The sequence below is a fragment of the Micromonospora sp. NPDC049240 genome (assembly GCF_040647835.1).
Lineage (GTDB): Bacteria > Actinomycetota > Actinomycetes > Mycobacteriales > Micromonosporaceae > Micromonospora.
The window spans coordinates 571,741-585,230 of record NZ_JBEZCX010000001.1 but is presented as its reverse complement, the minus strand read 5'-3'; the positions used below and the strand labels follow the sequence as shown (position 1 = coordinate 585,230).

General features: G+C 68.0%; 18 protein-coding genes. 1 reads left to right on the top strand and 17 read right to left on the bottom strand.

The window, feature by feature from the left end; genetic code table 11:
* Positions 1-11 precede the first annotated feature (11 nt).
* From AB0B02_RS03040 to AB0B02_RS03020, 5 genes are all read right to left on the bottom strand, one after another.
* A complete protein-coding gene (locus tag AB0B02_RS03040; protein WP_357295338.1) occupies positions 12-179 on the bottom strand; it encodes a hypothetical protein in 168 nt (55 codons plus the stop codon).
* The gene (locus tag AB0B02_RS03035; protein WP_357295335.1) at positions 176-661 is read right to left on the bottom strand and encodes a hypothetical protein; all 486 of its coding nucleotides are present in this window, start codon (positions 659-661) and stop codon (positions 176-178) included. The genes AB0B02_RS03040 and AB0B02_RS03035 overlap by 4 nt, the downstream gene beginning before the upstream one ends.
* An 80-nt stretch (positions 662-741) precedes the next feature.
* A complete protein-coding gene (locus AB0B02_RS03030; RefSeq protein WP_357295332.1) occupies positions 742-1,689 on the bottom strand; it encodes a hypothetical protein in 948 nt (315 codons plus the stop codon).
* Complete coding sequence (locus tag AB0B02_RS03025) at positions 1,686-1,904, bottom strand: hypothetical protein (protein ID WP_357295327.1); 219 nt, start codon at positions 1,902-1,904, stop codon at positions 1,686-1,688. Before AB0B02_RS03025 ends, AB0B02_RS03030 begins: the two co-directional genes overlap by 4 nt.
* A 1,012-nt stretch (positions 1,905-2,916) precedes the next feature.
* Positions 2,917-3,372, bottom strand: a complete 456-nt coding sequence (locus tag AB0B02_RS03020; RefSeq protein WP_357295324.1) for a hypothetical protein — start codon at positions 3,370-3,372, stop codon at positions 2,917-2,919.
* A 207-nt stretch (positions 3,373-3,579) separates the two neighbouring features.
* Here AB0B02_RS03020 and AB0B02_RS03015 point away from each other — a divergent pair, with 207 nt between their 5' ends.
* Positions 3,580-3,741 carry a hypothetical protein gene (locus tag AB0B02_RS03015; RefSeq protein WP_357295321.1) on the top strand — a complete coding sequence of 54 codons (162 nt, stop codon included), beginning with the start codon at positions 3,580-3,582 and terminating at the stop codon, positions 3,739-3,741.
* 58 nt (positions 3,742-3,799) lie between these two features.
* Here the strand turns inward: AB0B02_RS03015 and AB0B02_RS03010 are convergent, their stop codons facing one another.
* The 12 genes from AB0B02_RS03010 to AB0B02_RS02955 all read right to left on the bottom strand — a co-directional run bounded on the left by AB0B02_RS03010 (position 3,800) and on the right by AB0B02_RS02955 (position 13,481).
* Complete coding sequence (locus AB0B02_RS03010; RefSeq protein ID WP_357295316.1) at positions 3,800-4,078, bottom strand: hypothetical protein; 279 nt, start codon at positions 4,076-4,078, stop codon at positions 3,800-3,802.
* Positions 4,078-4,842 carry a hypothetical protein gene (locus AB0B02_RS03005; RefSeq protein ID WP_357295311.1) on the bottom strand — a complete coding sequence of 255 codons (765 nt, stop codon included), beginning with the start codon at positions 4,840-4,842 and terminating at the stop codon, positions 4,078-4,080. The genes AB0B02_RS03010 and AB0B02_RS03005 overlap by 1 nt, the downstream gene beginning before the upstream one ends.
* Complete coding sequence (locus AB0B02_RS03000) at positions 4,839-4,964, bottom strand: hypothetical protein (protein ID WP_357295305.1); 126 nt, start codon at positions 4,962-4,964, stop codon at positions 4,839-4,841. The genes AB0B02_RS03005 and AB0B02_RS03000 overlap by 4 nt, the downstream gene beginning before the upstream one ends.
* Before the next feature lie 13 nt (positions 4,965-4,977).
* Entirely contained in the window at positions 4,978-5,379 is a 402-nt protein-coding gene (locus tag AB0B02_RS02995) for a deaminase (RefSeq protein ID WP_357295301.1), read from the bottom strand.
* Positions 5,376-5,693, bottom strand: a complete 318-nt coding sequence (locus tag AB0B02_RS02990; protein ID WP_357295296.1) for a DUF2746 domain-containing protein — start codon at positions 5,691-5,693, stop codon at positions 5,376-5,378. The genes AB0B02_RS02995 and AB0B02_RS02990 overlap by 4 nt, the downstream gene beginning before the upstream one ends.
* Positions 5,690-6,715, bottom strand: a complete 1,026-nt coding sequence (locus AB0B02_RS02985; protein ID WP_357295290.1) for a hypothetical protein — start codon at positions 6,713-6,715, stop codon at positions 5,690-5,692. The genes AB0B02_RS02990 and AB0B02_RS02985 overlap by 4 nt, the downstream gene beginning before the upstream one ends.
* A gap of 28 nt (positions 6,716-6,743) precedes the next feature.
* Complete coding sequence (locus tag AB0B02_RS02980) at positions 6,744-8,348, bottom strand: siphovirus ReqiPepy6 Gp37-like family protein (RefSeq protein ID WP_357295284.1); 1,605 nt, start codon at positions 8,346-8,348, stop codon at positions 6,744-6,746.
* A gap of 1 nt (position 8,349) precedes the next feature.
* Entirely contained in the window at positions 8,350-9,210 is an 861-nt protein-coding gene (locus tag AB0B02_RS02975) for a phage tail family protein (protein WP_357295279.1), read from the bottom strand.
* Entirely contained in the window at positions 9,210-12,074 is a 2,865-nt protein-coding gene (locus AB0B02_RS02970; RefSeq protein ID WP_357295274.1) for a hypothetical protein, read from the bottom strand. The genes AB0B02_RS02975 and AB0B02_RS02970 overlap by 1 nt, the downstream gene beginning before the upstream one ends.
* Positions 12,075-12,076: 2 nt before the next feature.
* Positions 12,077-12,406 carry a hypothetical protein gene (locus AB0B02_RS02965; protein WP_357295271.1) on the bottom strand — a complete coding sequence of 110 codons (330 nt, stop codon included), beginning with the start codon at positions 12,404-12,406 and terminating at the stop codon, positions 12,077-12,079.
* A gap of 59 nt (positions 12,407-12,465) precedes the next feature.
* Positions 12,466-12,807 (bottom strand): phage tail assembly protein, encoded by a 342-nt coding sequence (locus AB0B02_RS02960; RefSeq protein ID WP_357295263.1) that lies wholly within the window; start codon positions 12,805-12,807, stop codon positions 12,466-12,468.
* Between the two features lie 122 nt (positions 12,808-12,929).
* Positions 12,930-13,481 carry a hypothetical protein gene (locus tag AB0B02_RS02955; RefSeq protein ID WP_357295251.1) on the bottom strand — a complete coding sequence of 184 codons (552 nt, stop codon included), beginning with the start codon at positions 13,479-13,481 and terminating at the stop codon, positions 12,930-12,932.
* Positions 13,482-13,490 lie beyond the last annotated feature (9 nt).

Below are 13,490 nucleotides of genomic sequence, written 5' to 3'. Positions count from 1 at the left end.
TGGTGCAGGTGTCAGCGCGTGAAGTGGCTGACGCAGCGGGCCGGGACGTCGGCCACCTTGCTGTACTTCCAGAGGCCACACGGGGCCTTCTGGCTGACGTAGATGCCGCCGATCAGGGCGAGCAGGATGACCAGGCCGGCGATGAAGTCGGCCAGCGGGTCACGCTGCTTGCGGCTCACTTGCCGGCCGCCTTCAGCTCCTTGCCCCGGGCCTTCCAGGCCACCAGGGCGTCACCGACGACGCGCTCCTGGTTCTCGGCCCAGATGCGCTTCAGCTCGTCGACCGACTGGGCTGCCTTGATGAGGGTGAGGACCGGGTCCTCCTCGGGCTCGGCCGGCGAGCTGGACTGACCGGCCTGGCCGATCTCGTCCCAGACGTCGCTCGCGGGTGCCGGCTTGCTCTGCTGGGCCGGCGGGATCACCGTGCCGCCGAGCGTGCCGGCGACATTGCCCTTGGCGTGGGCCATGTTCGCGGCGGACACGACCAGCTCGGAGAGCGTCAGGCCGGTCACACTATCACGATCGAGCCCGAAGTAGTCGACGATGTCGTCGAAGACCTCCTGCCGCAGGCCGGCAAAGGATACCCAGGTGTCCTCGTAACCCTTGCCGTACTTGATGGTGACCTGCAGGCCCCGGGCCCTCGGCTCGCTGTTGATGCTCACTGGCTGGTTCAGCCCCTCTCTCGCTGTTGGAACTAACTCTACGCCGTGTTGCTGTGACTTGCAAGTGTGAGTTGCGCTGATCACACTTTCACGTTGTCGAACGGGAACATGACCTTCTTGTTCTTGCGCAGCTCCCGCACGATCTTCGCCACCTGCACGCCCTTCCAGCCGATGGCGAGGTCGATCCAGTAGACCGTGCACACCCCACTGCCGGCGGGTAGGTGAACGATCAGCCCCCAGTCCGGCCGGACGTCAGGCAGCGGCGTGCGAGTCTGGGTCTTCCAGTCGTAGAACTGGCCGCGCGAGTACATGGCGAGCTGCATGGCCATCTTGAGCGCACCGTACTCGACGCTGCCGGTCTTGAGGTCGGTGATCAGGTTGCCGGCGATCTGGTCGGGGAAGTAGCCCGGCGGGCCGCCCTTGGCCTTCTCGGCGTCGGTCATGAACGCACCCGGGCCGGGGCCGTCGTAGTACGAGACGCGGTCCGGGGTGCCGGCGACCTCCATCTCGTCGACCACCACCAGGCGCTCCGCGTGCACGACTTCCAGGTCCAGGGTCGCCATCATGTAGGCGGCCATGTCCTTGCGGTCCTGCTCGGTCACCGGGGTCGGTGGCCGACCGGGTCGCTGCAGCACGTCCGGCAGCGGCTCACCTCGGTCGACGAACTCCGACAGCAGGTGGGTGTCGGACCCCTTCTCCCGCTTGTCATTCGCGCCGGCCACGTTGACCAGGTGCTCGGCCTTGGCGTCGAGCTGCTTCTTCCCGGCGGGGTCCGTGTGGTCGAGGCCCACCGCCTCGCGGACGACCTGCGGGGCCAGCGTCGCGCCCCTCAGCACCATCCGCTTGCCCCACTTGGCCAGGGCGGACTTGTCCTCGATGACGTCGATGAAGGTGGTGCACCGCGTGTAGGGCACCAGCTTGTCCTTGCCGGGGACGTGGATCAGGGGTCGCTTCCAGCGGTCGCGCGGCTGCTCGTCGACCACCTCGTTGGCAACACTCGCCGAGCCCGGCGTGACGAAGGCGCTCACCAGGCGTAGGCCATCCAGTAGCGCAGGTTGCCGTTGTCCAGCATCGTCGGCTCACACTCCTCAGGGTCCATCAGCTCCAGGCCCGCCTCCTTGATGGTGGCCAGGGCCTCGGTCATGTGCCTCCCAGTCGTGTTCGGAGTGATGTCGAGGTGGAAGTCCTCCTCGTCGCGGTCGATGTGGATGGTGTAGTGCTCAGCTTCGACGATCTGCGGCATGCGCGCTCGTCCTCCCCCACGGAGACGTGTTGATGTGCTCAGGACTCACTCTAATGGATCAGCGCGCCACGTGCAAGTGTGACCGGCAAGTTCTACCGGGAAGCGCCGCCAAGAACAACATTGGCCCATAGATCGACGATCGACCACGGGCCAATGGGCCAGGCTTGAGCCTGAACGGAAGATGAACGGCTACCCGAGGCACACCCGAACGGTGATCCCCAGGGCATCCACACGTAGGACACAGTCCCGTTCGGAGGGATCTGGGATGGGGGTCGGGGAGGCTGTCGGCGTGGCCGGGCGGGTCGACGTCGGCGCGGCGGAGGGGGTGACTGTCCGCGCGGACGGCCTCGGTGAGCTGGTCCTTCCTGCCGGCGGCGAGCTGGTCGCCTCACTCTCCGGAGGGGAGGTTGGCCGAGCCGGCGTGGAGTGCGTGGGCGCGTCCGCCGTCGGTGCCGTTCGAGCTGGCGAGGGGGGCTGAGTGCTCCCTGGAGACGCCGTCAAGCCAGGGGGCAGCAAGGTCGGAGGTGGTGACCAGTCGGGTCGCTCCGGCGCTTCGATCGGCGGATCAGCCTGCGGCCCGGGTGTGTCGTCGCCCATCAGCCCCATGGAGAGCCCGCCGGCCACGGCGACGCCGGCCACCAAGACGCTGGTCGCGGCGAACCGGGTTGGCCGGCTGCGTGCCTGAGTAGCCACCCAGGCGAAGGGCAGGGCCAGCGCGCCAATGGCGGCACCCGCAGCGCTGGCCGAACGCGAGATGCCCATGGCCCAAGGGGCAAGGTCCAGCAGGTGCTCCGGCCTCCCGGCCGCCACATCGGCGACTCCGGATGACAGGGCCGCCTGCGCTTCGGCCTTGCTCTCGGTTATTCCTACGATGACGTGCCCCCGTCGGCGGACCTCTCGCTCAACTGAGCGTCGAGTGCGAGATGCCCCCGGCGCGGACGGCACATAGATGATCGCCCGCATTGAGCCAATCTACCCTGTGAGCTGCATCTATTAACGCCGGGGACATCTATCAGTCCGCTTTCGGTCGAGGGGTGGTCTTGCGGGCCGGGCGGCGAATCAGATCGGTGTCAATGTCTGGTCGCGCCGGCACGTAGAACCAACCCTCATCGGTGTCCGGGTCGTAGTGAACGACGAGCCCTTCGTCCTTCAGCCGCTTGAGGAAGCTCTGCAGGCGGCGATCCTCTGCCGGCTTCAGCTCCTTGCCCTCGCGCCGACGAGCCTCGGCCCGCAGCATCTGAGCAGGGAAAAGGCTGCGGTGCTGCTCCTGGACGAACCAGGGCATCAGCTCCTCGTTGCGGGTGACGCGGCGCTCCAGGCCGTGGCGACGCCGGAAATTGCCGAAAAACGAAGGCACGACATCGATGTCGTACTTGCGCTTGTACTCCTCGACCATCCACTGATACGTCTTGCCTTGCTCGAACCAGCGTATGATCTCTTGTTCGCTCTGAACCTTCGATGCAACCATGCGACCCCCTCGCGATAGTCAGAACCGGACAAGTGCAAGTGTGACTGGACGTGGCGGTCCCGTCAAGCCACATGGTATCGTCAATGTGACCACAAGGACGATGCGAGGAGGAACTGCATGGCGAAGGTTAACCTGACTCTGTGCGACGTATGCGCAGACCGCACCAAGGACGCGAGTCCTTACACCATCAAGAGCCGAGCCGGGAACGTGAGCACCGACCTATGCGACGACTGCGCGAAGCCGATCAACGACCTGCTCACCAAGCTGGCGGATCGGCCGGTGCCGAAGACGCGAGGCCGGATCCCGGTCACCACGGTCGAGGACATCGAGCGCATGAAGGCCGAGAAGGCCGGAGCCTCCGCGAAGTAGAGACGAAGATAGCGCCCCACCAGCGATGTTGCCGGTGGGGCGTTCTTCGTTTACGGGGTCACTCGGCCGACAGCCAGGGCAGGTACTGGTCGATGAACGACCGCACCGCAGGCAGAGCCATGATCCGAGTAATGGTGCCGGCGACCTGAGTGATCACCAGGGCCGCGCCGGCCAGCACCGCGTAGACCTTCGGGGGCAGGGCCTCGCCGACCGCGTCCAGGGCTACGGGAACGGCGACCAGCAGGACGGAGCAGGCGGCGAGGAATGCCTGGAACCGGGTGCGGACGGCTCGACGCCGCGCGTCGCGCTTCTCCGGGGTCAGCGAGTGCCGGCCCATCAGGCCGCCAAGCGGGCGGCCAGGTCGTCGGCGACCTGCCTGGCGATGGTGGCCGGCAGGGCGGTGGCGACGATCTCGGCGATCTGCTTGGCGGACAGGCCGGCGAGCACGCCTTGGACGATGGCGGCCTCGTCGACCTTGTCGCCGGCTGCGGCCTTGGCCGCGAGGTAGGTCTCGTTGAAGACCTTCAGGGTGCTCATGCCGGTCGGGATGCCGCCACCGACGTACTGCCAGGGCAGGGCCCGCATCAGCCGGGCGACGTCCGGGTCGTTCAGGATGGCCAGGAACTGCTTCGGGGTCACGGTGTCGTCCTCCTTGATGAGGGTGGCCAGGCCGAAGGGCCGACCGTCGGTGTCGGATGCGGCGGTGAAGCTGATGTGGAAGTGATGGTCGTGCGGGTTGGAGCCCGTGTACCGACGGCCCTTCCAGCCCGAGCTGGCCGACCAGATCGTGCGGTTGAAGATGATGTAGGCGATCCGGCGCTCCAGGCCGGCGCGGCAACGACCCACCAGGTACGCGACCACCTGCTCGGCGGTCAGGCCGACGCGGTTGAGGTCGCGGTCCAGGTCGACCGCGCGAACCTCGTCAAGGTTGTCGCCGTCGCGGTACTCGGCGTTCCCGGTGCGGTCCGGGTTGTGGCCGGACTTGCGGGCCTGGTGGCGCAGGTCGCCGACGGTGCCATCGCTGGACCTGTCTCGCGTGGGGGCGACCTGACTCAGCTCGTCGCGGATCTGCTTGACCGGCGCGGTGATGACCCAGGTCACTGGTGCACCTCGCCGTCGGCCAGGAAGGCCCAGTCGCCGAGCACGTCGTCGTCGACCGGCTCGCCGGAGCACTGCTCGGGGTTCTCGTCGGTGCAGGCGAGCACCTGTACTTCGTCTTCCACTGGTGATCTCCCGTCAGGGATGGACGACGCGGGCGATGCCGGCGGCGCGGATGATCCGGGCGCAGCCGTCGCAGGGGGCGTCGGTGACATAGAGGGTCGCCCCGAGGCAGGCGGCTCGGCCGCCCGCGTCGAGGATCGCGTTGACCTCGGCGTGCACGCTGATGCACGAGCCGGGGCCGGTGTCGTAGGAGGAGCCGGGCGCGACCTCGGCGTTGCTCATCTGGCCGCGAGGGCATGCCCCTGCGGTCAGGCAGCCGGGCTCGCCGGGCGGGGCACCGTTGTACCCCTGCCCGATCTGCCGGTGGTCGGCGTTGACGATGACCGCGCCGACCCGCCTCCGGGTGCAGTCCGCCCTGGTGGCGACAGCCGGCGCGAGCTTCTCCAGGTAGTAGGTGTCCCAGTCGGGCCGGGTCACGGGTGCAGCCGCACGTGGTCGTCCAGGCGCTTCTCGACGTAGACCCGCTCCACTCGCTCGTGGCGGATCTCCTCGCGCATGCCGGCGATGTCCTTGCCGTGCTGCCGGAGGAGATCCTTGACGTCGCCCAGGCCGTCGAGCACCTTGTCGACGTCGTCGCGCAGGTTGGTGTCGTGCGAGTTCTGCACCTGGGCGCGAGCCGCCCGAGTGTGGTCCTTGACCTCGTTGAGCTTGTTGTTCTGCCGGCGCAGGATCTCCAGTAGAAGGCCGAACGCCCCGGTGGCGATGGCAGCCTGGACGGTAGGTTCGATCATCGCGGCATCACCAGGAAGCGCGGGTCCTCCCATCGCAGGGCCCGTACACGCAGTCGCTGGTAGGACAGGGTGCTGCCCCGACTACCGCTTCGGTAGGCCCGGGGGCGGAAAGTGTGGTCGCCGGCCGGCAGGACCATCGTGCTGGCCATGGAGTGCTGCTGGCTGAAGCCGCCGTCGGCCGGCGCGGAGAGGAAGAGGACGTCTCCCCAGGTGCCGCCGAACAGATCCTGCGGGGCCGCCCCGTTGTGCGAGACGCCGGCACGCAGGTCACCGGATGCACCCGCGTTGATGGCCATCCAGGCGCTGTACTCCACCTGCACCAGGGCGGGCATCGGAAGCGTGAGGGTGAGCAGCGGCATCGAGGACACGTTCGACCAGGAGGTTGCGGTGATCGAGGTGGTGTCGGGATCGACCTTCTCGACCATCGGCAGGGGCGGCGCGGCCAGGAAGGCAGGGTTGCCCCAAGCCGAGCCGTCCCAGAACTCCCACTTGCCGGTGGACAGGTTGTAACCGAGGTCGGAGGCGCGCGGGGTGTCCGGTCGCAGGGTGCTGCTCCAGGCCCGGACCCGGCCGCCGATGAAGCGCCGGTCGTCGGTCACGGCGGTGAGGCTGACGCTGGTGTCGCCGGGGTTGATCGTAATGCGACCGAGGGGCTCCTCCCAGACGCCGGAGCTGGTCCGGGTCAAGGCCGGCACGCCGCCGCCGGGGCTGCCCTGGATGACGGCGATGGTGGCAGTGTTGGCGGCCGGGTCCATGCGCCACACCACGCGGTCGACGCGGATGGCCGCACTGGCCGGCTGGATGGTGCGGGTCTCGACGGCGTCGGAGATGCCCATGACGCCGCGCAGGTAGGTCGAGCCGGGCTGGATGAACACCCGCATGCCCGAGCCGTCGGCGGTGACCTTGCAGTCGGTGCCGGTGGCCGAGCCGACCACGCCGCTGTCCTGCAGCTCACGGAACAGCTTGCTGTACTGGTCTTCCGTCGTGTCCTGGTTGTCGAAGGGGAAGGCGGTGATAGCCAAGGCAGTGGCTCCGTATGGGGTGGGGAGGTCAGGAAGCCCAGCGGTGGACGGTCACGCGAAGCACCGGGAAGTTCACGGTGGTTACGCGAGACCCGGCCTTGTACGCCTGCAGCTCGAAGGTGTGCGAGCCGGCGGCGAGCTTGCCGGTGACCGTGGTGGACTGGCCGTTGTTGACGCTGAGGTCGGCGTTTCCGGTGGGGGAGGACTGGAACAGCACCTGCCCCCATCCGCCGCCCAGAAGGGCGTCGGGGTCGGCGTCGTCGCAGGAGACACCGACTCGCAGGGTGGTTGCGGTGCCGCCCGAGCTGATGCTCAGCCACGCGCCGTACTCGACGGTGACGACCGCGTCGCGGGCCAGCGTTAGGCCGACGGACCCGATGCCGGGCAGGTTCGTCCAGGAGGTGGAGGTGACGGTGCCGCCGGTTGCGGAGACCACGAGCGGATCGGGCAGCGGGGGCGGCGCGGCCACCTCGGCGTTGCGTTCCAGCAGGGAGACGCGGCTCTCGACGCCCTGCACGCGGGTCGACAGGGATGGGCTGGCGTCGAAGCCGGAGGGGTCACCGATGGCTACGCCAACCTTGAGGCCATCGGCGTTGAGCTTGATAACGCAGCCGGCGACGACGGCAACCAGCTCCTGCCCCTCGACGACCACGGTGACGCGGTCGCCCAGGTTCCAGTCCCGACCGAACTCCATGGTCAGGGTGTCCTCGGCCGGCACGGCTTGGATGGAGAGGGTCGAGAAGCCCTCCTCGGTGAGGACTTCCATGCCGGCCTGGCGCAGCTCGTCCCAGTCGTCGGTCTGTCGCTGATCGATGAAGCGCTCGATGCGCCGACCCCATTCGGCCTCGGCCGCCAGGGACGCCGGGGTGTTGAGGGCAAGGAACTGGCGCTTCACGCCCTCCTCCTGGCCGGCGACGATAACCTGCGTCGCGCCGGGCGGCGAGATGCTCACCCGGTGGCCGGCGAGGGTGCCGTTGTCGACGTCCAGCCGGATCTCGGCGAACCGGTCGACTGCCTGGGAGGTCTCCAGCTTCAGCTCGCTGCCGCGCTGCACCACCCGGAAGCCCAGGCTGTCGACAGTGGCGATCTCGGCCATCAACTCCCCGAGGACGGGGAAGCGGGCGCTCTTGGTCATCACGGTGCCGCGATGCAGGTTGGCACCGAGCGACAGCCTGGCCTTGCGCCGGCTGAGCGGTGCGCTGGGCCCGATGTTGACGTCTACGTACTGGTGCAGCAGGTCTTCCGCCACGGCGGTGCGAACGTCGTGCGACTTCTTCTGAGTGGCCAGGTCGGGGTTCGACGGCTCCGGCGCGGCGAGCATGTCGGCCAATACGACGTCGTCAGTGACGCCCTCGAAGGTGACGAGTCCGCCCGGGTTGTCCATCGTGACGGCTGCCTCCGGCTTGACCGTGGGGCCGGAGAGCAGCACGTCGGTGGGGCCGGTGACGACGATGCCTGAGCCCTTGGTTCGCAGGGCCGGGGTGAGCGGGTGGTCGACAGGAAGGGTGAGCTTCCAGGTGCCGACGTTGTTGCGGATGAGGCTGGCCTCCAGCTCGGCCTCTTCGGGCAGGATCTGGCCGAGCCGAGTGAGGTCGCGGTCGCGGACCTCGATGAGGATGTCGTCGTACTGCATGTCAGATCACCGTCGTCTTCCTGGCCTGCCAGGAGACCTTGATGGTCGAGGAGGCGCTGGTGCCGGTCATGGAGACGTTGGCGGTGGCGATGCCGGGCGGGATCCTCCACAGCTTCGGGGCCGGCGCGAGCGCGCTGTACCGGTTGGTGCCGGTGTCGTCAACCACCGTGCCGGCCCCCGTGTCGATGGTGAGCCGCCGGCCGTCGGCCAGGGTGCCGGCCCACAGGAAGCTCTCCCCAGTAGGGAGGCTGGCCTGGAAGTTGCTGCCCGGCCCGGTGACTTCCCAGACAGGCGGGGACGCGGCGTCCCCAGGGTTGGTGAGGGTGATGCTGCCCATGGCCTGCGAGGCGGACATGCGCAGCGCGGTGAGCGGGCCGTTGAGAATGCCTCGCCCGGTGGAGGCGCGGATGGTTTCCTCGCTGACTTCCGAGGAGATCCAGTAGGGGTTGCCGGCTCGGACCGTGACGACGGTCTTGAGGTCAAGCTCGCCAGTGGTGTCCTCGCCGTAGACGTAGCCGCCGCCGGAGGTGCGCCGGATCTTGAGGTACCAGTTGGTCGTGCCGTCGTCCTCGAAGAACCGCAGGACGCACTCGCCGGACAGGGCCCGGACGAGCCGGGACCACAGCTCCTTGAGGTGCTCGCGGTCCCGGCCTCGCAGGTAGAGGGGGAGGTCGACGTCCCGGGCGCGCTTTCGCTCGCCACGGAACACCGCGCCGTCCCCCGCGCCTTCCGACCACTGCTGGCTCACCTCGGGCATGCCGAAGCCGGTCACGCCCTTGAGGGCCTGGAAGCCCTCGCTGGTGTTCAGCACTTCGTCGAGGTCGAGCGTGTCGGTGCCCGATTCGAGTTGCAATCTCGGCATTACCAGCCCGCCCTTGCGCGGTCGAGCGCCGAGAACAGATCCTCCTCAGACGAGATGGAGCTGCCCGGCGCGGCGTGATAGTTGATGACCTTGGTGACCCGGCTGCCGCTTTCGGCAGAGCCGTCGACCGCAGCGGAGAGCCTGGCGGACAGGCCACCGGAGGCCAGGTCAGGCAGACCGAAGTCGGTCGAGGCCACCTCGTTGGTCAGCCACTGCAGGGATCGCCGAACCTCGCCGTAGCGGGACTCCAGGCCCCGGATGAAGCCGTCGATGATGAGTCGGCCGGCGTTGACCAGGAGCACCTTGTCGAGGGATTCGGGACCCTTCCAGCTCGTGAGGCTGGAGGTCAGGCCCTGCAGGGTGGCCTTGACGCCGCCGATCTTCTGCTTGATGCCGGAGATGAAGCCCTCGATGAGCTGGCGGCCGGCGTTGATCAGCGCGCTACCCAGGTTGCCGAGTGCGCTCAGCGCGGAGCTGCGCAGCCCTCGCAGAGTCGAGGTGACCTTGCCCATGGCGTTGCTGACGGCGGACTGCAGGTTCGACAGGGCCGCGCGCAGGTAGCTCAGGACGGCGGACCAGCAGGTGCTCCACAGGGTGCGGATGGAGCTGCTCGCGGAGCTGAGGCTCGACTTGACCAGGCTGAGTCGCCGACTGAAGTCAGCGGTGAGGCTGTTCCAGATGCCGACGAAGAAGTTCTTGACGGCGTTCCAGCAGGTGCTCCAGATACTGCTGATCAGCTTGGTTTCGGCGCGGAAGACGCCGATCACGTTGGAGAAGGCGAACTTCAGAATCCCGACGATGAGATCCCAGACGCCCTTCCAGACCTGCTTGACGCCGTTCCAGACTGCCGCCCAGTCGCCCCGGAACAGCGCGCTCCAGGCGTTCCAGATCCCCATGACGATGCCGACCACGCCCCGGAAGACCTGGGCGATGGCCTCGATCGCGACGATCAGGACCGACATGATGATGCCGGCCAGCCAGGTGATAACCGGGCCGAGAACTGCCATCAGGACGCTGACGACGGCGGTCAGGACGTTCACCACGGGGATGACCGCACCGACCAGCCTGGTGAACGCCGAGATCAGCGGGGGCAGGGCCGTCGAGATGATCTGGACGATGATCGTCAGCAGCGGAACCAGGATCGCCATGACGAGCTGGATCAGCGGAGGCAGAAGCGGGGTTACCGCAACCAGCACCTGGGCGATGAGCTGCGCCAGGGTGGCGAGCACTGGGGCCAGGGCGGTGACGATCTGGATCAGCGCGCCGCCGAGGATCTGCACGATCGGCATGAGCGCCGGCACGATCTGCATGAACGCTGCAGCCAGGGGCGGCAGGATCGCGGAGATCAGTGGGCCCAGGATCTGGGCGAACTGGCCGATGACCTCACCGAGCAGACCGAACACCGGGGCGAGCGCCTGGATGGCGGGATTGAGCGCGATGATGCCGCGCATCAGTCCGTCCATCATGGCGGACAGGCCCTTGGCGATGGCCGGGCTGCTCAGGGCCGTGGCCAGCATCTTGACGATGTGGCCGATGGCCGTGCCGGCGGATGCCATCGGGCCGTTGATGATGTTGCCGAGGTTGCCGAACAGGTCGGCGATGGCTGGCCCGGAGACCTTGCCGATGTTGCCCATCGCCGTGTGCGCGGCCTCGAAGACCGCCGCCAGTCCGCCCTGGAAGACGGGACTCTGGGCGACCTTGGCGATCTGCTCCAGAGTGGTAGCGAAGCCCTGCAGGCTGGCACCGCCACCCATCTGGGCCGCAGTTCCGATGCCGCCGAGGATCTGGCCGATCGACTTGGCGACCGAGCCGAGGGCGTTCAGGTTGGCGATGCCCTGCTCGACCCAGCTCTTGAGGGAGCCGTCGGCAGCCGCGCGCTCCAGGAAGCCGGCGAACTGCTTGGTCAGGTCAACGAACCACGTCGACATGCGGGGCAGGTAGCTTGCGCCCAGCTCGCCGAGGGTCTTGATGATCGAGGCGATGCTGCCGGCCGCGCCGGAGGCGATGTTGATCGACGAGGTGAGGTCGTCGAACATGCCCTTGATCTGGCCGTTGAGCGCGCCGTTGAGCGCGGTCGAGAGCTTGGCCCCGAAGGTGCCGAGGGCGGTCGACGCCGAGCCCATGCCGGTGACGAACTGCGGTAGCAGGCCGGTGACGAGCCGGCGAATCGGCTCCTCGGCCTTGGCCCAGAAGTTGTCGGAGACCGTGGTCTTGATCTGCTCCCAGGCGGTCTTGATCTCCGGGATGACCTTGGTCATGTCGCGTAGCGCGATAACCAGCGCGCCGACGCCGAGCACCATGCCGGTGAACGCGCCGGCCAGGGCAAACCCGACGGGCAGCATCTGGGCCAGCGCGACGGCCAGTGCGGCGGCGTTGCTGGCTGAGGCGATGGTCGCGCCGGCCAGGCCGAGGACCGCCAGGGCGATGCCGCCGATGATCGGAACGGCCTTGTCCAGGCGCAGGAGCGAGCGGCCGATGTCGTCGAGGATGTCGCCGACGACCCGGGCCCCGGACATGGCGGCCAGGGCGGTGGCCACCTTGGCGAGGGCCGCGTTGTTGATCTTCGGGAAGAACTCAACCTCGCGGGGTCGGGCGACCGCCTTCAGCCGAGCGTTGATGTAGGTCGTCGACCCCTTGAGCAGCGTGGGCTTGACCGTGATCTCCAGGGGGCTGATGTCCTTCGCCCAGTCCTTGAGATCCTTCTTGAGCTTCCGCATCGCGGTCTTGTCGAGGTCGAGCTTGACCTTGATTTCCTTGAGCTGCTCCTGGATCGCCTCCAGGTCGCGCTTGGCGCGCTCGCGGAACTCCGAGGTGTCGGGCAGCACCTTGACGCTGATCCGCCCGATGACCTTGCTCTGCGCCATGCTTACCGCCTCTGGAAGTGCTGGTAGAGATCAGCGACGGTGACGGGCTTGCCGGGCTCTGCGGGAGCGGCCACCTTGCGCTTCTTCTTCTTCGCCTTGGGGCGCTCGTACTCGGGGATCTTCGGGGCTTTGCCCTTGCCCCAGTTGCCGGTCGCTCGCGTGTTCTGGTTCAGCGCGTCGATGAGGTCGGCGACCATGGCGCGGTCGCGGCCCCAGCCGAAGAACTCCCGGCCGCCGGACGCGAGGGCAACGGTGAGGGAGGTGTCGGGCAGCCTCTGCACGTACGTCAGGACAACCAGCGGGGAGGGGCCACGCCCCTCGATCACGTTCACCAGGTCGATGCCGTAGTGGAAGCGCAGATCGGGCAGCAGCCCCTCGCCGTAGTCGTCGATCAGGCGGCAGAGGGCGAGGCTTCCCCCGCCTGGGTGCCCGCCGCGTAGCGCTCGAAGATGGTGGCCATCACGGCCAGGTCTTCGCCGATCTCCTTGAGCAGCGCCTTGGCCTGGGTCGGGTGCTCGGCGATGACGGTCAGCGCCTCGCGCAGCAGGACCTCCTGGTCGGCACCGTCCTCGTCGAGGCGGTTCTGGACCGAGGTCAGCGCGTCGCGGTTCTTCTTGGACAGCCGCAGCGGGTTGAGCAGGCGGACGGTCAGGCTGCCCAGCGGGATGTCGAGGGAGCCGTACTTGGCTTCGGCGGCGGCGCGGATGTCGTCGAGCGAGACGGTGTTGGACATGGGGTTGCGGACCTCCAGTAGTCATGACGCGGACCTGCTGATGGCACCGAGGGGTGCCCCGGCTGCGGGCGGGTCCGCAGTGCATCCGCAGCCGGGGGGGTTGGTCACACGATCACGTGCGGTCAGGGGGTGACGGAGCCCAGCGGGGTGATCGCGTAGGTCCACTTGTTGGTGCCGTGCTGCATCGGCTTCACGCCGAGCGGCATGCCGGCGAGCGTCTCGGTGTCGCCGACCTCCAGGTCGTCGGCCCGGTAGATTTCCGCCTTCGGCGCGTAGATCGCGAAGACGTTCTCGCCGTCGATGAAGATGGCCAGGAAGGCGCAGACGGTCGGCGTCGGGTCGGTGGGCACGCCGACGGTGCCGTCGGCCAGCTCCTCCATGTTCGAGCCGTAGAACAGCTTCAGCGCCGGCTTGTCGAACTGCTGCAGCGTGAAGGTGATCGTCTCGGTCCGAGCGCTGTACGACGTCCTCAGCGTCTTGTTCTGCAGCGTGCCGATCGTGGTGGCCTCGCCGCCCTCGGACGTGATGCCGAAGATGTCCTCCAGCGAGGTGTGGCCGACAGGCTCCCACGGGTCGGCCGGGGCGGTCAGGTCTACCGCCATTGCGGTGCCGGTCGGGGCGGTCAGGTAGTTACCGGAACCGATGACGAGCGTGGCGTTGTCGTTCAGGGCCACGGCTACTCC

Bases quoted from the DNA above. Each gene is read 5' to 3' on its own strand.
- AB0B02_RS03020 (WP_357295324.1), bottom strand. From the start codon at position 3,372: ATGGTTGCATCGAAGGTTCAGAGCGAACAAGAGATCATACGCTGGTTC.
- AB0B02_RS03010 (WP_357295316.1), bottom strand. From the start codon at position 4,078: ATGGGCCGGCACTCGCTGACCCCGGAGAAGCGCGACGCGCGGCGTCGA.
- AB0B02_RS02970 (WP_357295274.1), bottom strand. From the start codon at position 12,074: ATGGCGCAGAGCAAGGTCATCGGGCGGATCAGCGTCAAGGTGCTGCCC.
- AB0B02_RS02975 (WP_357295279.1), bottom strand. From the start codon at position 9,210: ATGCCGAGATTGCAACTCGAATCGGGCACCGACACGCTCGACCTCGAC.
- AB0B02_RS03025 (WP_357295327.1), bottom strand. From the start codon at position 1,904: ATGCCGCAGATCGTCGAAGCTGAGCACTACACCATCCACATCGACCGC.
- AB0B02_RS02980 (WP_357295284.1), bottom strand. From the start codon at position 8,348: ATGCAGTACGACGACATCCTCATCGAGGTCCGCGACCGCGACCTCACT.
- AB0B02_RS02990 (WP_357295296.1), bottom strand. From the start codon at position 5,693: ATGATCGAACCTACCGTCCAGGCTGCCATCGCCACCGGGGCGTTCGGC.
- AB0B02_RS02960 (WP_357295263.1), bottom strand. From the start codon at position 12,807: ATGTCCAACACCGTCTCGCTCGACGACATCCGCGCCGCCGCCGAAGCC.